The sequence below is a fragment of the Allobosea sp. Root381 genome (assembly GCF_001429395.1).
In the GTDB taxonomy this organism is placed as follows: Bacteria; Pseudomonadota; Alphaproteobacteria; order Rhizobiales; family Beijerinckiaceae; genus Allobosea.
The window spans coordinates 223254-242655 of sequence record NZ_LMJT01000009.1 but is presented as its reverse complement, the minus strand read 5'-3'; the positions used below and the strand labels follow the sequence as shown (position 1 = coordinate 242655).

The 19402-nt window shown below is 65.5% G+C and carries 15 protein-coding genes and 1 pseudogene; 8 read left to right on the top strand and 8 right to left on the bottom strand.

Features of this window, described 5'->3' with window-relative positions:
• Positions 1-104: pseudogene (locus tag ASE63_RS28340) on the bottom strand (ABC transporter permease); the annotation flags it as partial.
• A gap of 117 nt (positions 105-221) precedes the next feature.
• Here ASE63_RS28340 and ASE63_RS10585 point away from each other — a divergent pair.
• A complete protein-coding gene (locus ASE63_RS10585) occupies positions 222-1097 on the top strand; it encodes a LysR family transcriptional regulator (RefSeq protein WP_056800640.1) in 876 nt (291 codons plus the stop codon).
• A 260-nt stretch (positions 1098-1357) separates the two neighbouring features.
• Here ASE63_RS10585 and ASE63_RS10580 read toward each other — a convergent pair whose 3' ends face one another.
• Entirely contained in the window at positions 1358-2305 is a 948-nt protein-coding gene (locus ASE63_RS10580) for a LysR family transcriptional regulator (protein WP_348271350.1), read from the bottom strand.
• A gap of 129 nt (positions 2306-2434) precedes the next feature.
• Between ASE63_RS10580 and ASE63_RS10575 the strand changes: the two genes are divergently transcribed.
• On the top strand, positions 2435-3781 hold the full coding sequence (locus tag ASE63_RS10575) for a VCBS repeat-containing protein (RefSeq protein WP_056800636.1): 1347 nt from the start codon (positions 2435-2437) through the stop codon (positions 3779-3781).
• A 314-nt stretch (positions 3782-4095) separates the two neighbouring features.
• On the opposite strand, the gene ASE63_RS10570 is transcribed toward ASE63_RS10575, so the two are convergent.
• The 5 genes from ASE63_RS10570 to ASE63_RS10550 form a co-directional block, all read right to left on the bottom strand.
• Positions 4096-4941, bottom strand: a complete 846-nt coding sequence (locus ASE63_RS10570) for a TIM barrel protein (RefSeq protein ID WP_244491365.1) — start codon at positions 4939-4941, stop codon at positions 4096-4098.
• A gap of 9 nt (positions 4942-4950) precedes the next feature.
• Positions 4951-5625 carry an aspartate/glutamate racemase family protein gene (locus ASE63_RS10565; RefSeq protein ID WP_056800700.1) on the bottom strand — a complete coding sequence of 225 codons (675 nt, stop codon included), beginning with the start codon at positions 5623-5625 and terminating at the stop codon, positions 4951-4953.
• Between the two features lie 149 nt (positions 5626-5774).
• The gene (locus tag ASE63_RS10560; protein ID WP_056800633.1) at positions 5775-6446 is read right to left on the bottom strand and encodes a GntR family transcriptional regulator; all 672 of its coding nucleotides are present in this window, start codon (positions 6444-6446) and stop codon (positions 5775-5777) included.
• Positions 6447-6608: 162 nt separating this feature from the next.
• Positions 6609-8117, bottom strand: coding sequence for a tripartite tricarboxylate transporter permease (locus ASE63_RS10555; RefSeq protein ID WP_056800631.1), 1509 nt, complete (start codon positions 8115-8117; stop codon positions 6609-6611).
• Complete coding sequence (locus tag ASE63_RS10550) at positions 8114-8560, bottom strand: tripartite tricarboxylate transporter TctB family protein (RefSeq protein WP_162261752.1); 447 nt, start codon at positions 8558-8560, stop codon at positions 8114-8116. Before ASE63_RS10550 ends, ASE63_RS10555 begins: the two co-directional genes overlap by 4 nt.
• A gap of 423 nt (positions 8561-8983) precedes the next feature.
• Between ASE63_RS10550 and ASE63_RS10545 the strand changes: the two genes are divergently transcribed.
• The 4 genes from ASE63_RS10545 to ASE63_RS10530 all read left to right on the top strand — a co-directional run bounded on the left by ASE63_RS10545 (position 8984) and on the right by ASE63_RS10530 (position 12742).
• Entirely contained in the window at positions 8984-9949 is a 966-nt protein-coding gene (locus ASE63_RS10545; protein WP_082609821.1) for a tripartite tricarboxylate transporter substrate binding protein, read from the top strand.
• 107 nt (positions 9950-10056) lie between these two features.
• Entirely contained in the window at positions 10057-10854 is a 798-nt protein-coding gene (locus tag ASE63_RS10540; protein ID WP_056800626.1) for an NAD(P)-dependent oxidoreductase, read from the top strand.
• Positions 10851-11693, top strand: coding sequence for an amidohydrolase family protein (locus tag ASE63_RS10535; protein ID WP_056800624.1), 843 nt, complete (start codon positions 10851-10853; stop codon positions 11691-11693). Before ASE63_RS10540 ends, ASE63_RS10535 begins: the two co-directional genes overlap by 4 nt.
• A gap of 44 nt (positions 11694-11737) precedes the next feature.
• Positions 11738-12742 (top strand): 4-hydroxythreonine-4-phosphate dehydrogenase PdxA, encoded by a 1005-nt coding sequence (locus ASE63_RS10530; RefSeq protein ID WP_056800622.1) that lies wholly within the window; start codon positions 11738-11740, stop codon positions 12740-12742.
• 113 nt (positions 12743-12855) lie between these two features.
• On the opposite strand, the gene ASE63_RS10525 is transcribed toward ASE63_RS10530, so the two are convergent.
• Complete coding sequence (locus ASE63_RS10525) at positions 12856-13677, bottom strand: aldo/keto reductase (protein ID WP_162261755.1); 822 nt, start codon at positions 13675-13677, stop codon at positions 12856-12858.
• 286 nt (positions 13678-13963) lie between these two features.
• Between ASE63_RS10525 and ASE63_RS10520 the strand changes: the two genes are divergently transcribed.
• Positions 13964-15034 carry a glycosyltransferase family 2 protein gene (locus ASE63_RS10520; RefSeq protein WP_056800620.1) on the top strand — a complete coding sequence of 357 codons (1071 nt, stop codon included), beginning with the start codon at positions 13964-13966 and terminating at the stop codon, positions 15032-15034.
• Between the two features lie 142 nt (positions 15035-15176).
• The gene (locus ASE63_RS10515; RefSeq protein ID WP_162261751.1) at positions 15177-19400 is read left to right on the top strand and encodes an FkbM family methyltransferase; all 4224 of its coding nucleotides are present in this window, start codon (positions 15177-15179) and stop codon (positions 19398-19400) included.
• The last annotated feature ends 2 nt before the right edge of the window (positions 19401-19402 follow it).

Below are 19402 nucleotides of genomic sequence, written 5' to 3'. Positions count from 1 at the left end.
GCCGGGTCGCCCGGTATCAGGCGGATCAGGACGAACACAGACACCGCGACAATCAGCAGCGTCGGTATCGCCATCCCTATCCGCGTCAGCGTGAAACGAAACATGCGCCAGGTCCGGTGACTTCAAAAAGCCGTCCGACCCAGTGCTATCGCTTGCGCTTTCGAAACAAAAACTAGAAGTTGTTGCCGGATAAGCAATTTTAAATTGTCGATGATGCCCAGATGACGTCGATCCGAACGCTGCGTACCTTTATATCCGTCGCCCAGTGCGGCGGCTTTGCAGCGGCCTCCGGCAAGATCGGCCTGACGCCTGCGGGCGTCAGCCAGCAGATGCGGCAGCTCGAAGACGGCCTCGGCAACCCGCTTTTCGATCGCATCGGCAAGACGGTGTCGCTGAATGAGCGCGGGCTGCGCTTCCTCCCCCGCGCCCGCCAGCTGATCGAGCAGTTCGACGAACTCATGAGCAGCCCGGAGGATGAGGATGACCCGGTCGGCTCGATCGACGTGGAAGCGGTCGCCTCGGCGATGAGCCTGCTGGTGCGCGCAACGCTCCAAGCTCGCGACCGTTTTCCCCGCCTGACGATCCGTCCTGCCGTCGGATACTCGGTCGATCTGAGCGCGCGGGTGGAATCCGGGCAGTCAAATGCAGCCGTTGCCGTGCGCAGCCTCAGGCCGATTGCCGCCGGAACCCTCTGGACGACGCTCTATCACGAGCCCTTCGTCTTCATGGCGCATCGCCAGTCGTCGCAAGGGCAGGACATGGCGAGCCTGATGCGCAGTCGCCTGTTCCTGCGTCCCTCGCGCGGCACCCACACCGGCGGCCTGATCGACCGATTTCTGAAGGATCAAGGCATCACCTTCAGCGACAGTCTCGAAATGAACCTGTCGCGGACCCTCGTCGAGATGGTCGAGCAGGATGCCGGGGTCACCATCCTGCCCCTGGGACGCTATTCGTCCTGGGAGGAGAGCCCCAAGCTGCGGATTGAAAGATTGGACTTTGCTGGCGGGCAGCGCGAAATCGGCTTCCTCGAAAACGAGCGCAAGCGCCATCTGACGAGCCATGTCAGACGGCTGCTTCTTGCAAACTGCGCGCTCTAAAATGCGAAGTGCTGGGCTATTTGCGAGCTGGCTCGTGGTATCGGGTGGTACGGCCGGCGGGGATTCAGGAGCGCGAGTCAGCCTCGTCTGTGTCGGGCCCGGACCATGAACATCCGATAACCGTCAACCGCAAGAGGTGGGCTTCGCAACCCACGTAGATGTCTGCAATTGGGCTGACCACCAAATGACTGCGCTGATCCGGTGACGTCCGCTTCCGGGCAATATCTCAAGGTCCGCTAATGGCGCGACTATGATCTCGCTTAGTACCGCAACGCATTGCGCACTGTCTCGAAGGCCAGCGTGTGCTGCCTGCGGCTCGGATAGTAGAGGTGGTACCCGGGAAACTCGGGGCACCAATCCTCAAGGACACTGATCAAGCGCCTCTCGTCCACCATCGACTTCACCTGGGACGCCAATAGACAGGCTAGGCCGAACCCTTCCAGCGCGGCTTCGATGATGAGCTCCGGACGGTTGAAAGCCAGTTGCCCTGTGACTCGCACGCGCTCCTGGCTGCCGTTCTTCGAAAACTCCCATGGCGCCAACCCACCGAGCGTCGGAAGGTGACGGTTGATGCAGCGATGCTTCGTCAGGTCAGCGGGAGTGGCTGGTGGGCGATTGATCGACAGGTAATCCGGCGACCCAATCACGATCAAGCGCTCCGGTGGACCGATCGGGACCGCGATCATGTCGCGAGCCAAATTTGCGCCGAGCCGAACGCCGGCGTCGAAACGATCCGCGACAATGTCGACCAGCCCATTGTCGACATTAACCTCGACAGAGATGCCGGGGAACTTGGGTAGCAGCGTCCGCAATGCGGGCCAAAGAATGGTTTCAGCCGCATGATCGGCCGATGAGATCCGCACAATCCCCGTCGGCGAGCTCTCGGACTCCGTAAGCGCGCTCAACCGCTCCTTGATGTCGTCCAGAGCGGGGGCAAGGGTTTCGAGCAAACGACTGCCGGCGTCGGTCAGAGCGACACTGCGGGTCGTTCGCGTCAGCAACCGGATGCCGAGCCTGCTTTCGAGCCGACGGATCTTGTGGCTCAGTGCCGACTGCGAAGTGCCGAGGCGCCCAGCCGCGCGGGTGAAGCTGCGCGCTTCGGCGACTGCGGCAAATGCCGCCAGACTTCCCAGTTCGTCGTGCATCACTGATGAACCATTGTCACGGGAAGCATGTTCCGTGGCATGAACATGCTCTGTGGCGGCCACGATCGCCGCATCTCATGACGTTATATCATAGGTTCATTCGAAGCCGCCCCTCTAATCCATCTCCCGTTTCCTCCCAAGATACGTCTGCAGGCGCCGATCCTCGACCGCCGGCAAGAATCAGGAGCGAAAATGGGTTTCCCGACACGACTGCGATCGGCTCTGGCCATTTCTACCTGCCTCGCGGCCGTCTCTGCCGGCGCCCAGGACGCGGCGCGCCAGCCGACGATCGACACGTTTCAGCTCATCCCGGAGCGGCCTTCCCAGCGATACGTCGATGCGACGGCGACGCATGTGCCGACCGAGCCCAGCCTGCACGCCACGGATTCCGTGTTCGTCGACGTCAACAAGGACGGCCATCTCGATGTGGTGGTGTCGGTCGAGTATGGGGTCAACCGCCTCTACATCAACGACGGAAAGGGCAAGCTCACCCACAAGCCCGGCGCGTTCGGGAATGTGATGCATGACAGCGAGCATGTCCGCGCAGCCGATTTCGATGGCGACGGCAACATGGACATCGTCTTCGTCTCGGAATCCGACGAGGTGCATCAGCTCTTCCTGGGCGATGGCGAGGGCGGATTCACGGACGCCAGCGATCGCCTGCCTGCGACGAGCCAGGGAAACGCGTTGGCAGTTGGAGACGTCAATGGCGACGGTCTGACCGACATCATTATCGGCAGCACCGGCGAGGACGGCCACGGACCGGGCATGAAGCTGTATCCCGCGCGGAACCTACTGTTCCTAAACGACCCGAAGCGTCCCGGGCATTTCATCGATGCCTCCAAGACGCACCTGCCGCAGACCGACGATCAAACCGAAGGACTGGCGCTGGCGGATGTCGATGGTGACCGCGATCTCGATCTGATCGTGGCCAGCCCCTCGCATCCCAATCGCCTGCTGATCAATAACGGCAAGGGTCGGTTCACCGACGAATCCAACCGGCTTGATCTCAAGGTGCCGATGGAAACCCGCGAAGTGAAAGTGCTCGACGTCAATGGCGATGGGCATCCGGATATCGTCTTCTTCAACATCACCAGCAACAACATCGGTTGGGACAAGGATCCCCAGACCCGCCTGCTGATCAACGACGGCAAGGGGGGCTTCCGCGACGAAACGGATCAGCGCTTGCCTAAACACCGGTTCTCAAGCTGGGCCGGGACGGTTGTCGACTTCAACGGAGATGGCGCTCCCGATCTTCTGGTTGGCGCCATCCAGGTGCCCGGTTTCGTGCCGTTGCAGCTCCGGGCTTGGCAGAACGATGGCAGGGGCAAGTTCACCGATGTGACCTTGGACGTCGTGCCCGGCATCACGGTCGGTCGTAGCTGGAGCATGGGTCAAGGCGACTTGGATGGTGACGGCAAGCCTGATGTCCTGATCGGTGGCTGGGGGACGCAGGCAAGGCTCCTCCTTACCGACATCAAGGGGTACCGCAGCTCATTGCCACCGATCCGGGAGCTGAAGCCAACGGGGCGGAAGTAAGCTGCAAGAAGGGGGCAGCAAGCCTCCCCATGGAACGCCACCAACTGATCGAGGCGATGACCAGCCTAAAGCTGTAAGGCATGCGCGCCAGCTTCCCGGTGCTGAAGGATTTCGATGCCTCATCTTCGACGACACGCCGGTGGACGAGGGGCACACCCAAATCGACTGTGGTTCTTTGCAGCGCAGGCTCCCAGAGCCTGATGTTGGGTTCAGCTTCCCTGTTAAATTGTGCAGGGAAACAAATGCTAAGCATCTCAGAAATAAACGAATTTCCTGGGAGGATAGATCGCCGTATCGAACGCATCACGAGTGCTTCAGCTACGTTTCCGGAATTCGCCTAAGCGTTGGCGATGTGATGCGAGCCAGGCGAGACCTTCTTCGGTCGATCCGGCAGGAATGTACTCGCAACCGATGAAGCCCCGGTACTCAGCGACATTCAGTGCGTCATAGACCGCGGTGAAGTCGATCCGGCCGCTGCCCGGTTCGTGGCGGCCGGGATGGTCGGCGATGTGGATGTGGTGGATCAGCCCGCCATGGGCCCGGATAAATGCTGCGGCATCCTTGCCCGCGTTTGTTTCGTGGAACACGTCGAAGAGCAGGCGCACGTTATCCCGCTGGATGAGTCCGATCGCTTCGACGGCCGCCTGTGCATCGCTCATGAAATAATCTGCGATCGTCGCCGCGCCGATCGGCTCGATCAGGAGCGTCAGCCCGGCAGAGCGGGCAGCGTCCGCAGCCTCCCTCATATTGGCGACGTAAGTCGCCATCAACTTCGCCTCCGCGACGTCGCCTGGTCGAATGCCGGCCATGGCATGCACGGCGAGACACCCGATCCGGCGAGCATAGGCGATGCCGGCATGCACGCTCTCGCGAAACTCGTCCGTCCGTCCGGGAAGGGCCGCCATGCCCTTCTCGCCACGCGCCGCGTCCCCCGACGGCAATGCGAGTTGGGCGTAGCTCAAGCCGGATTCGCCAACCCAGGCGGCCAGATCAGCCGCCGGCACTGAATAGGGGTTGGGGTGCTCGACGGCCCGAAAGCCGGCGTCACGGGCCGCGAACAGGCGCTCGCGAAATGGCTTATCCGCATAGAGATAGCCGAGATGTGCGCTGAATCCTTGCAAGGAGGTTCCCTCGTTCCACCGTTCTGTGGTGCGCATCATTCTGAGAAGTCAGCGCGGCGCGTCGGAGCCGGTCAGACAGGCGCGCATCTTCGCCACCGCTGCGTCCGGCGCGGTCAGGACCGGGATTCCGACGCGGTCGCGTACGGCTGCGGCGGCGCGCGAGGTGGAGAAATGAGCGAGCATGATGGCGTCCATTTGAGCCATCTCCGGCGCCCGGTCGGCCACCAGCCGATTATGCGCGTCGGCATCGCCCTTGCGTAATCGCGAGATAGCGTCCTCGACTACGATCGTGGAGAGCTGCGCCGTGGGCCGCAGGCGGGCGGCGTCCGCCGTGAATTCGTCTTCCATGGTCAGCACGGCAGGGGCGAAGGTCGCCAGCATGCCGATGCGGTTCCCGTATGACAGAGCCGCCTCGAACATCGCCTCGTTGGGTTTCAGCACGGGAATCGGCAGCGCCTCGGCGGCACGCTCGATCGCGGGACCGAAGGCCGAGCACGTCACAAGGATGCCGTCGGCGCCGCAGCCATGGCCGTAGCACGCCAGGGCCACGAAGCGATCGACGATGGCGTCGGTGAGCTCGGTCGACTTGGCGCGATCGATCGAGAGGCCGTCATCCATGAGGTTGATCGTCTCCGCCTCTGGCCAGCCTTGGGCGAAGGCGAACTGAATCGGCTCGATCGCGACCGGCGTGGCGTGCAGGAGAACGATGCGCGGTGCTTTCATCTCATGATGCTCCATGGAATGGCGGTCAGCCACGGCGTGGCGGCGGCGCCGGATGTCGGGGCGAATCCGTAGCTTCGCGGCGGACGTCGTCCATGCGTCGCGCCGGTGCGGATGGGAGCGCGGCCTCCGGGATCGCCCGGTCCCGCGTCTCAATCCTTGGGGATGCTCTCCAGGGCCCGCAGGCGACCGCTGGTGACGTGGTTCTCGAAGCATTGCCCGGCGCCCTCCGGGTCGCCGGCATCGATGCGCTTGATCAGTTCCAGGTGCTCGCCGTTCGAGGCCCGCAGGCGTGACGGGCTGAAGGTGCCGCCCCGCAGGAACACCCTCAACTCCTGGTCGATGATCCGGGACCATTCGATCAGCCGCTGGTTGCCGGTGAAATTCATGATGGTCGCGTGGAAGCGTTCATTGAGCACGACATAGGCTTGCGGGTCCTTCGCCTCGCGCCGCGCTTCCATCTCCTCGTAGAGCGCATAGAGCTCGGCGATCTGTTCCATCGTCGCCCGGCGCGCCAGGATCTTGCCGGCGGTATAGGCGAGCCCGGCGCGGACGTCGTAGAGGTCGAAGATCGTCGTCAGGTCCGGCTTCCTGACGAAGGCGCCCTTGTTGTGGACGATCTCGACGAGGTGGGACAGCTCTCCCGAGCGCAGCGCCTGCCGGATCAGGCTGCGGGAGACGTCGAGCTCGATCGACAGCTGGTTCTCGTTGATGCGATCGCCGGGGCGCAGAGTCTTCGTCAGGATCCTCGCCAGAAGATCCTTCCGAATCTCCAGCATGATCGAGCCGCCGTCCTCGGGGTTCTTCGGTTGATCGCCCTTCACTGCAAGGTCACATCCGGATGTCGGGGCCATGGAAGCGTGCGCCTCTGGCCGCTCTCCGTCGCTGCACTCCTGCAGAGAGGCGAGCGGCGTGACGCGCGAGATGCCGTATAGCGCGCAGGTGTTTCCGAGGCCACCGCCCGTACCATCGCTTTCCGTGCCCACTCAGTCCTCCTCCTGGAACGCGACGCTCCGCTTCGAGCGGATGGCTGGGAGGGCGATGAGTGCCAGCAGGATCGCGGCGCCGACCAGGAAGGCGAGGCTGATCGGTCGCTCGAGGAAGACGAACCAGCTTCCGTCCGAGAACAGCAAGGCGCGTCGCAGCTGCTCTTCCAGCTGCGGTCCCAGCACGAGGCCGAGGAGCAGCGGCGCGGCGGGGCAGTCGAGCTTGCGGAACAGGTATCCGAGAAGGCCGAAGAAGGCCATGAGATAGACGTCGAGCGAACTCGAGCTGACGCTGTAGGCACCCATCGCGCAGAGCAGCAGCACCGTCGGCGCGAGATAGGTATAGGGCACCCTGAGCAGACGGACCCACAGCCCGATCAGGGGCAGGTTCAGGATGACCAGCATCACGTTGCCGATCCACATGGAGACGATGACGCCCCAGAACAACTCGGGTTGCTTGGTCATGATCTGGGGGCCCGGCGTGATGCCGTGCGTGATCATCGCCCCCATCATCAGGGCGAGCAGCCCGTTGGGCGGGATGCCGAGCGTGAGCATCGGAATGAAGGTGGCCTGGGCGCCGGCGTTGTTGGCGGCTTCCGGTCCGGCAACGCCCTCGATAGCGCCATGCCCGAAGCGCTCCGGCGTCTTCGATATCTTCTTTTCGAGCGCGTAGGCGGCAAACGAGCTGACCGTGGCGCCGCCGCCCGGAAGAATACCCAGCGCCGCGCCGAGCGCGGTGCCGCGCAATGTCGGGGCCCAGCTCCGGCTGAAATCCTCCCGGGACGGCCACAGGCCTTTGACCGCGGCGATCACGCTGCGGCGTCCGGCGGACTGCTCGATGTTCAAGACGATCTCAGTCAGCGCGAACAGGCCCATCGCGACGGGGACGAAGTCGATGCCGCTGCTGAGTTGGTAGAAACCGAAATCGTAACGGACTTCGCCGGTGTTGATATCGGTGCCGACGACGCCGATCAGGATGCCGACGATGATCATGGCGATCGATTTCGGGATCGCACCATGAGACAGGAAGACCGCGGACATCAGGCCGACGGTGATCATCGAGACGAATTCCGCAGGGCCGAACATCAGGGCGACCTGCGCCAGCGGCGGACCGGCCACCGCGATCAGCAGCGTCACGACACAGCCCGCGAAGAGCGAGGCGAGGGCGGCCGTCGCCAGCGCGGTGCCCGCCTTGCCCTTCCGCGCCATCTGGTGCCCGTCGAGGCAGGTCACTACCGAGGAGGCTTCGCCGGGGATGTTCACGAGGATCGCCGTAGTCGAGCCGCCGTATTGCGCGCCGTAATAGACGCCGGCGAGCATGATCATCGCGCCGGTCGGCGTCAGGTAATAGGTGAGCGGCAAGAGCATCGCGAAGGTCGCAAGCGGGCCGACCCCGGGCAGGACGCCGATCAGCGTGCCGAGGACGCAGCCGGCGAGTGCGATGCTCAGATTGTCGAACGAGGACGCGACGGACAGGCCGAGCGCCAGATGCTGAAGCAGTTCGCTCATTGCGGCCACACGGGAATTGCGAGCCCCAGGCCGAAATGGAACAGGCCGACCATGAAGACGACGAGCGCGGCGACGAAGCCCGCCAGCCGGGTCCAACTCAGGCGTCCTCCGGCAAAGCTCATGGCGACGACGACAAGGACGGTGGTCAGGACGAGGCCGGCGCGGGTGATGATCAGGCCGAAGAGCACGACGCAGCCGGTGAGGATCAGCAGCGGCCGCCACGCCCATGGCTCGAGACCCGGCCCGTCGATCGCGACGGCGCGGACGGCGATGATCGCCCCGAACAGAGCCAGCGCGACGGCCGCCAATCGCGGAAAATAACCCGCTTCCATGAAGCTGCTCGAGCCGATCGACAGGTTCCGCCCGAACCAGAGGTAGAACAGCGCGATAAGGATGAACGTGCAGCCCGCCGCGAAGTCGCGGGGCCCCTTGATCTGTATCATTGCGCGCAGAGCCTCTTGGCCGACGCGCTTGTCCGCAGCGTTGTCACTGAATGTCCTCTTGGTGTGCCGAGCGGCAGGCTCCGCCCCACAGGGCCAGCGCTTGCAGCCGGCGGCGCGGATCGGGCTGAGCATGCGCGCAGTCGCAGAACCGGGCGAATGCGTAACGTCATGATTGCCGGCGCAAATTCTTGCTGCCGGCCATCACGACGGCTCGTGTCTGGCGGAGGCGCCGCCTTCCGCCATTGCGCGCCATGCCACCGATTGTCGAGCGCCGCTCATGCGTTTCTCCCTTTTTCATTGCTTGCAATTTTTTTAGATTGTTGCAACTGTGCTTGAATATGTCAACAATCCGATATTGATTGGCGACAATAGAACAGAGCCGACGGGAAGCCGCTCGGCCAGGTCCAAGGGAGGAAGACGTCTATGTTCAGGAAACGCACTAACGGTCTCGGGGTGCTCGGGATTCTGGCTGCGCTCGGTATCGCGGCGCCGACCGGGGCCCTGGCCTGGCAGCCGACGAAACCGATCCAGCTGATCGTCGGATATGCGCCCGGCGGAGGCAGCGACGTGCAGGCGCGGGCGATCGCCGCGGGCGCGCAGGCGTGCTACGGCACCCCGCTGGTGATCATCAACAAGGCGGGAGCGGCCGGCACGATCGCCGCGCAGGAGGTCGCCCTAGCATCGCCTGACGGGTATACTCTCCTTCTCGGAGGCGGCAGCGAGTCGACCTCGGTGCCCGCGCACCGCAAGACCCCCTACGATCCGCGCACGGATTTCACCCCGATCATCCGCCTGTCCGTCGGCAGCCAGTTCCTCGTCGTCAACGCCAAGTCGTCCTACAAGACGGCGCGCGATCTGGTCGAAGCGGCGAAGGCCAAGCCGGGGCAGATCGCACATGGCTCGTCGGGCGTGGGCAGCCTCGCCCATTCACTGCCGCTGCTCCTGGCGCGGCAGGCGGGTGTCAAGTTCAAGCACGTGCCCTATCAGGGCGGCGCTCCGGCGATCCAGGCCGTACTGGCAGACCAGCTCGATTTCACCGTCGCCGCGCCCGAGGAGATCCAGGGGCAGGTGGAAGCCGGCATCCTGAGGATCGTCGCTGTCGCCTCGGCGGAACGCAATCCCGGCTATCCGAATGTCGAGACGCTGCGCGAAGCCGGCTACGAAGTTCTGGTCGAGAACATGAAGGGCTGGCTGGGGCCGAAGAACCTGCCGGCCGACGTCGCGAAATTCCATCACGACTGCTTCCGCAAGGCGCTGAGCAGCCAGCCCTGGATGGACTATCAGAAGCGTCTGACGGAGCGCGACGGCTACCTCAACGGTCCGGATTTCGAGGCCGACATGGCAAAGCTGTTCAAGGGCATCAGCGCCGGGATGAGCGATCAGAAGTAACTCCGGGAGCCACTGCGCCCGAACCGCATTGCCTGCCGGGACATGCTTTCCGGCAGGCAAGGGACCGTCCTCCCACCAACACAGTCGCCGATATCCAAGGAGTCCAGATGGTCGACAGTTCGTCCCCCAGGCGCGTCGCGGTCACGGGCGGTGCCGGTTATCTCGGCGCCCTGACGAGCAGGCACCTCAAAGGGAAGGGCAACCGTGTCCGGTCGCTGGACGTCAGGTCGCCGGCCGATCCCGCTGCGGCGGATGAGGCGCGGCAGGTCGATCTCGGCGATTTCGAGGGCGTCAAGGCTGCGCTTGCGGATATCGATCTCGTGATCCACCTCGGAGCCAGCCTGGCCGAGGACGAATGGGCGCCGATCCTGAACGCCAACATCGTCGGTTCCTACAATGTCTTCGAAAGCGCGCGGCAGCTGGGAATTCCGCGGGTGATCTATGCGAGCTCGCACCACGTCTCGGGCATGTACCGCACGACGGAGGTCGTCGATACGAAGGCGCCGACGCGGCCCGACAGTCTCTACGGGCTGAGCAAGACCTTCGCCGAGCAATTGGCGCAGTACTACTGGGACAAGTACGGCATCGAGAGCGCCGGACTTCGGATCGGATCCGCGCGGCCGCAGCCGGAGCAGGCGCGCGAGCATTTCACCTGGCTCAGCGAGCCGGATTACTGCCGCCTGATCGATGCCTGCATCGCCACGGTGCGGATCGAGCACACGCTGGTCTGGGGCATCTCGGACAATCACGGCGCGTGGTGGAGCAACGCACTCGCCTCTCATCTCGGCTATGCGCCGAAGGACGGCGCTGCACCGCTCGATCGCCCCGCTAGCAGCGCGGAAGCGGCCTCGCTCGCCTATCAGGGCGGGAAGCGGGCGCTGCTCGGCCTGAAGAGCAAGCCGTGAGCGCGGACCTTCCGATCCGCGCCCTGCCGCCGGGCAGCTGCGACTGCCACTCGCATATCTACCCCCCTCGCGAGGCGTTTCCGGTCGGCTCGGGCCAGTTCGAGGCCGGAGCCGACGTCGAGGACTATCTGGCCGTCTGCCGGCGCCTCGGCCTTTCCCGCCACGTCATCGTCCAGGGGAAGGCCTATCCCGATCCGGCGTCGCTTCTGGCCGTCCTGTCGCGACTGGGACCGCCGACGAGCCGCGGGATCGTCTTCCTCGATCCGGCGACGCCGGACGGGCGCCTGGAAGCCTGGCATGACAGCGGCGTTCGCGGTGTCCGCCTTCTCTTCCGCAAGGACGAGGCTGTCGATATCGGCCGTATTGACGTGACCGCGCAGCGTGTCGCCGGGCTGGGATGGCATCTGATCGTGCAGGCCGAGGGCGATGCGCTCGTCGCGCATTATCCCCGGCTCGCCGCCCTGCCCGTCCCCGTCGTGATCGACCATATCGGGCGGCTTCCGCGGGGAGGGACGAAGGACGATCCGGCTGCCCGCGCATTGCTCGACTTCCTGGCCGGCGGCGGATGGATCAAGCTCGCCGCGCCCTACAATCTCACGCGGGACGGCCGCTCGGACTTCTCGAGCCTGGCCGCGATCGTGACCGAACTGGTCGCAGCCGCGCCGGCCCGCTGCATCTGGGGGCTGAATTTCCCGCACCCGAACCTGCCGGCCGATGACAAGCCCGACGAGGCGGCCACGCTCGCCTCGCTTCTGCGCCTTCTGACCGAAGAAGAGATTGCGCGGATCTTCGTGGAGAACCCGGCGTCCCTCTACGGGTTTCCGACGCCGCAGGTTTGAGCCGTTTCGCCGATACCAACATCGCACAAGGCAGAGCAGAGAGCATGTATACTCAGGATGGTAGGCCGATCGTCGCCGTGTCGAATGGTGATCCGGCAGGGATCGGGCCCGAAATCATTCTCAAGGCGATGGCGAACGATGCGGTCCGCCAGGCGGCTGCGCCGATCATCGTGGGATCGCCGGCCTTGTTCGAGCGTGATCTCGCGCTCGTCGACGCGCAACTCTCGCTGCGCCTTATCAATCATCCGAACGAGGCGCAGGGGCAGCCGGGCAGCGTGGAGATCCTGCCGTTCGACTCGCTCGATCTCGCGGCCTGTCCGCTCGGCCAGATCTCGGCGGAGGGCGGGCGCTACAGCGGCGCGAGCATCGCGAAGGCGATCGCGATGGGCATGGCGGGCGAGGTCCACTCCGTCGTCGTTTCCCCGAACAACAAGCGCGCGATGAAGGACGGGGGCCACGAACACACCGGCTTCGAGGAGATCGCGCGCCACTACACGGGCGCACGACGGTCGGTCCAGATCCTGATGGGCCGCAAGTACAACATGGCGCGGGTGACGAACCATGTCGCGCTGCGCGCCGTGGCCGACATGTGCACGCGCGAACGGGTCCTCAACCAGATCCTGGTGCTCAGGGAGAGCCTCGCCATGGTCGGGATGCCCGATCCCGTGATCGGCGTATCCGGCCTGAACCCGCATAATGGCGAGGACGGGCTGATGGGGACGGAGGAAATGACCGATATCGGCCCGGCCTGCGACGACGCGCGCGCCCAGGGGATCAAGGTGGTCGGGCCGATCCCGGCGGACACGGTGTTCGTCGATATCGACAAGCTGGGGCTGGATATCGTGCTGTCCATGTACCACGACCACGGCAATTCGGGGATCAAGATCCTGGAATTCGGCCATCTGGTGAATTTCATCGGCGGCCTCCCGATCCCGGTCTTCACGGTGGCCCACGGCACGGCCTTCGATATTGCCGGGAAGGGCATCGCCGATGCCACGAACATGGAGCAGTCCATTATCGCGGCGGCCAGAAGCCGAAGAGCGAGTTAACTGCGGAGAATGGGTTGGAGCGCCCAAGGCCCCAGATCGATTGTCTAAGGCCCTTTTTCTTCGCCGCCCGAGCCACCCCCGCTGCTGCAGTAGTGGCGGCTCGCATGCGGGGCTCAATCCCAGTCGGGATGCCAGGCCGGAGAGACGAAGCGACCGTCCGGGCGGGCCAGCGCCTTGATCCGGGCCATCTCCTCCTCCGCCAGCGCGAAGTCGAAGATCGATGCGTTCTCACGGATGCGCTCCGCCTTGGAAGAGCGCGGGATCACCGCGACCCCGTCCTGCTGCACCAGCCAGCGCAGCGCGATCTGCCCCGGCGTGCGTCCGCGCGCCACCGCGATCTCCGCCACCAGCGGCTCCTTGACGATCCGGCCGATGGCGAGCGGGCTGTAGGCGGTGAGCGCCACCCCGTGCCTGCGGCAGGCAGCGAGCAGCCCGGATTGGTCGAGATAAGGGTGGAACTCGACCTGATTGCAGGCGAGCGGCTCCTCGCAGCGGGCGACGGCCTCGTCGAGAAGCGCGACCGGGAAATTGGCGACGCCGACATGGCGCGCGAGCCCCTTGCGCTTCACGGCCGCGAGGGCTCGCAGCGTATCAGCCAGCGGCACGGCCGGGTTCGGCCAATGGATCAGCAGCAGGTCGAGATGGCCGATATCGAGATCGGCCAGCGCGGCGTCGGCCGCAGCCTCGAAGCGCGCGGGCTCGAGATCCTCCCACCAGACCTTGCTGGTCACGAAGACCTGCTCGCGCGGGACGCCCGAGGCGCGGATGCCTTCGCCGACGGGCTTCTCATTGGCGTAGCGCCGGGCGGTGTCGATATGGCGGACGCCCAGCCTCAACGCCTCGGAGACCATCTGCGTCGCCACCTCCTCCCGCAATTCCCAGGTGCCCAGCCCGAAGGCCGGGATGTCGGCACCGTTGGCCGGAATGGTCGGGATCTGGTTCAAGCTCATCGGCCTCATCGCTCCAGTTTCGCCTCCGAACGGCGCACCGGCCGCCCGCGCAGCAGGGCCCCGCCGCATTGCGGCAGTTTTCATCGAGGCGGCCCGCGGGCGCAATGCCGCTGCACCGCGAGAATCCGCTTCCTGCCGGCAGACCTTGTTGCAGGCAGATTTGGTTGCAGGCACATCTTGGTTGCCGTCATGCCCTCCTTGCAGGCATGGTCCTGCTTTATCCTTGGAGGGGCACCGCTCGTTCAATGCATGCCTTACGGAGTCCGCGGCAATGAGCACTGGCGAGCCGGATGATGTCGCGCTTGTGCGCGCGGTCGCAGCTGCGGCCAAGCTCGACCAGATCAGCGGGCGCTGGGCGAGCGCGCCGTCGCCGGAACAGCCGATCGTCCTGTCGGTGATGCGCAACGAACGGCCGCGCATCGCCGATTTCCTGCAGCATTATCGCCGCCTCGGCATCCGCCATTTCGCGATCATCGACAACGGCTCGACGGACGGCACGCGCGAATACCTCGCCGCCGAGCCGGAGGTCCGCCTCTTCGCGGCCGAGGGCCGGTTCGACTGGCGGCGGAAGCATGGCTGGATCATGCACGTCATCGAGAGGTTCGGCCGTGATCGCTGGTACCTGCTTTGCGACGCGGACGAGCATTGCGTCTTCGCCGGCAGCGACGCGGCGCCGCTGTCGCGCCTTGTGTCGCTGCTTGATAGCCAGGGCCGGCGCCGCGCGCGCGGCGCGCTCGTCGACATGTATCGCGAGGGACCGATGGCGGCCTGGGCCAGGCCGCCGGACGAGCCGCTCCGGGCATGGTATCCATTCTTCGACGCTGGAACTTATCGCGAGCATCGCAACGTCCGACTGACATCGCGCTCGGGCGGCCCGCGGCAGCGCGCCATGGGCCATCTTGACCCGGAATTCCGCCCGGAACTGACCAAGTACCCGCTGTTTCGGCTCGCAACGGGCGAGGTCGCCTATAATCCTCACCTCATCTGGCCCCCCGCCCCCGAGGCGGACGACCCGTGCCTGATCGGAATCCTGCACTACAAGTTCGATCTCGATCTTTTTGCGAGGCTGCACGACGCCGTCGACTCGGGGCAGTACTGGAACGCCAGCTCCGAGTACGCGATTTACCTAGAGTATCTTCGCTCCGATCCTGAGGCAGGCCTCTTCGGCCACGCAAGCCATCGTTACGAATCGGCAGACGATCTCTTGAAATTTCGCATTATTCAGCACATCGAGAATGCTACACGCATTTCGGCGCATACGATGGGGCGGGGCCTTGCCGACGATATTACCAAAGCCGTGCATTGCCGTAGGGCAGAAGCCTTGCGGGGCGTCGCTTCCTAGATCGCCGCGCGTCCTGCCGGAGGCGATCGACCCCTCTCCTGGTTTCAGCATCGGCCTCATCCGAAAGGGACATTCCGCTTTTCGGTTCGATGCTAGCGCGCGGCGTCGCCTGGTCGCTTGATGGCCTGAGCCGATGAACCTGATGACCCCGCCCACCGCCAGCGACGCGCAGGAGCAAAATGCTGCGCGCATCGTCCATGGCGGCAAGGAATTCCGCTTCGTCCACAGCGACCGCGACGACCATCTCCTTGCGATCATGCGCAGCAGCGGCGCCTTCTACGAGGCCGAGCTGCTCGCCGCGCTCGTGCCGATGGTGCCGCGCGAAGCCACCGTCGTCGATGTCGGCGCCAATATCGGCAACCACAGCGTCTTCTTCGCGGGTGTGATGGGTTGCCGCGTCATCGCCATCGAACCGAACCCAAACGCAGCGTCGCTGCTTGCCAGGAACCTGGAGATCAACGGCCTCGCGGACCGCGTCGAGATCCGCCGCTGCGCCCTCGGGGCCGAGCGCCGCCGGGGCAGGGTGAGCGGCGCGGCGACGCATAATCTTGGCATGGCCGCAGTCGAGGCCGACGAGCAGGGGGACATCGAGATCGTGCCACTCGACGGGCTTTCCATCGAAAGCCCGGTGGCGCTGCTGAAGATCGATGTCGAGGGCGCGGAATACGACGTCCTCGTGGGCGCGACCGAACTGCTGAAGGCGCACAGGCCGGTGCTGGTGCTCGAGATCGCACGGGCCGAGGACTACAGGCGCATCGCAGCGCTGTTGCAGCCCTTCGGCTATGTCGCGGCCGGCTCCTACAACTATACGCCGACCCATATCTTCCGGGTGCCGGGCAAGAGCGAGCGCTCCGCCGGGCAGGTCGGCGATCTCTCGCACCGGCTTTCGCTCCACTACATCGATGCGATGGAGCGAACCAACAGCGCCGACCGTCGGCTGACGAAGTTGCGTCAGCAGGTCGAACAGCTGTCCGCGGCGGACGATACCACCGCGCAGCGGCTCGACGCCGCCGAGACGCTGCGGCTGCGCGAGGCGGAGGTCCTAGCGGGCGTGCGCGGCACTCTGGCGGCGCAGCAAGCCGAAGCAACGCAACAGCAGACCGCGCTGGCCGACGCGCTGCACGGCATCGCCGGCCAGCTAGGCGCACAGCAAGCCGGTGCGAAGCAGGAGCAGGCCGCACTGGCCGACGCGCTTCACGCCATCACCGGCCAGCTGGCTGCGCTGGGCTCCGTCGTGTCGGATCTGCAGGGAGGGCTGGCCACGCTGCGCAGCGATGTCGCCGATCTGCGCAAGGTGGCCAGGCTGGATGCCGGCGCGATGCTCGAGCTGCAGCTCATCGCCGCCACCGAGGCGGACGCCAAGCTCGAGCGCCTCGGCGCGCGGACCGATGCGGCGCTGCGGCACGCGCTGGAAGAGCGTCTCTCCGACAGGCTCCGGCACGGCTTCGCCGAGCTGACCTCGCAGCTCACCACGGCGATCGGTAACGCCATCGCCGATCGCGAGCTGGCCGATGAGATCTGCGACCCTGCCGGCCCCTTCGACATCGCCAAAGCGATGGCCGCCCTTGGAATCAGGGAGCCGGAGCAGGCGCCGCCCGCGCCCAAGCGCGATGTCTGGTTCGTCAAGGGCTACAGCGACAGGCCGAAGCCGGCGACGACAAGGCTGCCCGCCGCGGTGGCCGGGACCGACGCCGAACCGCTCCCGGCGGAGCTTCTGGGCGAGCTGGACTTTGCCGCAGGCTGGCTCGGCCAGGGCTGGGCCCAGGGCGAGACCTCGCTCGAAGCCGGTGGCCGCGTCCATGCCGCCGTGGCCTGTCCCCGGCTCGGCTTCGTCGGACCCGCCTTCCCATGCGCGGGCGGCGGGCTGATCGAGGTCGAGATCGAGCTGCATGAACTGAGCCCGGGGGCGAGCAGCCCGGTGCTTCGGCTCCAGACGGAGGCGGGTTTCTCGGTCGGGCATGATTTCGTGCTGCGTCAGGGCAGCACGACGATCCGCGCCTTCGCGCCGCATCGGGCGAAGCAGCTGAAATTCCATGTGCTGATGCTCAATGCGCCGGCCGGGGCGGCTTACCGGATCGGCAAGGCGGCCCTGCGCAGGATCGATGGGGAAGGCCACCAGCAGGAGGTGCGCCTGGGGGTCAAGGAGCCGGTGCTGGCGTCGCTGGCGACGATCCCGAGCCGCAGGGAGATGCTGCGGGACTGCGTGGCGAGCCTGCTGCCGCAATGCGACCGGGTGCGCGTATTCCTCAACAACTATCCGGACGTGCCCGACTTCCTGAACCATCCGCGCATCGAGGTGCGGCGCTCGCAGGATTGGGACGACCGCGGCGATGCGGGCAAGTTCTTCTGGATAGACAAGGATCGGGCCGAAGGCGGCTACCGCGTGATCGTGGACGACGACCTGATCTTCCCTCCCGACTTCGTCGAGGTGATGACGGCGAAGGTGGCGGAGCAGGACAAGCGCGCGATCTTCGCGGCACATGGCGTGCTGCTGCGCCAGCCGATCGCCCGATACTACGAGCCGGACGCGCGCGCAGCGACGTTCCATTTCGGCGATGCGCTGGCGGTCGATCGCGGTGTGCATATCGGTGCGACCAACGCGCTCTGCTTCCATGCGAGCGCCGTCACGATGCGCTGGGACGATTTCAAGTACTGCAACTCGGCGGATGTCTGGCTCTCGCTCCACGCCCGGGAGAACCGGCTGCCGATCCTGACGCCGGCGCGGCCCGGGAACTGGGTGCGCGAGAACACGCATGCGGCCCCGAACGACACGATCTATCGCCACTCCCTCAAGCGAACGCGCTCGCGCTTCGACAGCTCGCACGTACAGGATGCGGTTCTGCGGCATAGCTGGCCGCTGACGGTCACAAGCCGCGAACGGGCCAAGATCGGCATCGCCATTGCCGCCGGGACGGCCGAGGGCCTGGGCAAGGCCGCCGAGCATTGGACCACGGTCGCGAGCGCCTGCCGCGCTTCGACCGAGCTCGTCGTCATCCTTATCCATGACGGCGCCGACCACGCCGTCCGCGAGGCCATCGCGAACCTGCGGATCCCGCATGAGACGCATCTCGTCGACAAGGCGAAGCTCTCGGGCGGGCTCGGCACCTGTCTCGACAGCCTGCACGAGCGGCTCGGGCTCGATGCCCTTCTCGTGCTGGACGAGGGCTTGCGGGCGAAGGACCCCGGCGATGGCGCCGATGCGGGAGCCCTGCTTCGGCCGACGGCCGACGCCGAAGGCCTCACTGTCTGGAACGCCGGTCAGGGAAAGGGCGGTAAGGGCAAGGGCTGCCTCGCTTTCGCACGCACCGCCAGCGAGCGCGGCAAGCAGGGGCTGGCAGCGTTGCTTGGAGGAGACTGCCTGCTCACCCGCGCCGCGGTTGCCCAGCGTCAGGGCAGGAGCTTCGCCACGCACGACCTGCCCGCGGGAGCGCACGGCCGGCCCGGCATCAAGGGTGCTGCCTCGCCTCGCACTGCCCTGCGCTCCGAGCGGATCGTCACGGTCAACGACGTCTTCCAGCGCGTCAGCGTCCTCAATCTCGACCGCCGCCCCGATCGCTGGGCAAAGGTCTCGGAGCGCCTGGCACGGGCCGGCATCGTCGCGGAGCGCTTCAGCGCGGTCGACGGAACCGCGCCGGCAACCGCCGCGGAATATGCCGCCTATGCAGCGCAGCCCCTGCATCGAGTAGCGCCGGAGTTGCCCCGTATCACCTCCGAGCGGGATCGCTATATGAGCTATCCGAGCCAGATGGCACGCATCGCCCATATCGAGGCGGAGGCCGGGCGCAAGGCGATCGCCTCCGCCGGAGCCTGGGGCTATCTGCGCTCCTATGAGGCAATCCTCGAGCGCTCGCTGGAGAGCCAGGACGAGACGCTGCTCGTCCTCGACGACGACGCCGTTTTCCACAACGACTTCAAGCGGCTCTTCGCCGAGGCCGTCGCGCAGTTGCCGGATGACTGGCTTATCGTCCAGCTCGGGACCCTGCAGTACAACTGGAGCGAGCCATGGGCGCAATGGCGCTCGTCGATGCTCTACCAGACCAATGGCGCGGCGATAGGCTCGCATGCGGTGGGCATGCGCTTCGATGTGCTGCCCTTCCTGCTGGACCACACCAAGCGCATGGACCTGCCCTACGATATCGGGCCGCTGAGCGCGGCGACCCGGGCCTTCCCCGACCGTTGCTTCGTGATCTATCCGAATCTCGCGATCCAGGCGCTCGGCGATAGCGATATCGGAACCTCCAAGTTCCAGAAGACACGGTCGATCGCGGAGGTGGCGGCGAGGCATCGCTGGAACCTCAAGGACTATTACGCCGGGATGCGCGAAGAACGCGCCAAAGGGTCGCGAGAAGCCGAAGCGGAGATCTGAGA

Coding starts and splice junctions, on each gene's coding strand:
- ASE63_RS10545 (WP_082609821.1), top strand. CDS start 8,984: ATGTTCAGGAAACGCACTAACGGTCTCGGGGTGCTCGGGATTCTGGCT.
- ASE63_RS10585 (WP_056800640.1), top strand. CDS start 222: ATGACGTCGATCCGAACGCTGCGTACCTTTATATCCGTCGCCCAGTGC.
- ASE63_RS10555 (WP_056800631.1), bottom strand. CDS start 8,117: ATGAGCGAACTGCTTCAGCATCTGGCGCTCGGCCTGTCCGTCGCGTCC.
- ASE63_RS10575 (WP_056800636.1), top strand. CDS start 2,435: ATGGGTTTCCCGACACGACTGCGATCGGCTCTGGCCATTTCTACCTGC.
- ASE63_RS10570 (WP_244491365.1), bottom strand. CDS start 4,941: ATGATGCGCACCACAGAACGGTGGAACGAGGGAACCTCCTTGCAAGGA.
- ASE63_RS10515 (WP_162261751.1), top strand. CDS start 15,177: ATGACCCCGCCCACCGCCAGCGACGCGCAGGAGCAAAATGCTGCGCGC.
- ASE63_RS10565 (WP_056800700.1), bottom strand. CDS start 5,625: ATGAAAGCACCGCGCATCGTTCTCCTGCACGCCACGCCGGTCGCGATC.
- ASE63_RS10530 (WP_056800622.1), top strand. CDS start 11,738: ATGTATACTCAGGATGGTAGGCCGATCGTCGCCGTGTCGAATGGTGAT.
- ASE63_RS10550 (WP_162261752.1), bottom strand. CDS start 8,560: ATGATACAGATCAAGGGGCCCCGCGACTTCGCGGCGGGCTGCACGTTC.
- ASE63_RS10540 (WP_056800626.1), top strand. CDS start 10,057: ATGGTCGACAGTTCGTCCCCCAGGCGCGTCGCGGTCACGGGCGGTGCC.
- ASE63_RS10520 (WP_056800620.1), top strand. CDS start 13,964: ATGAGCACTGGCGAGCCGGATGATGTCGCGCTTGTGCGCGCGGTCGCA.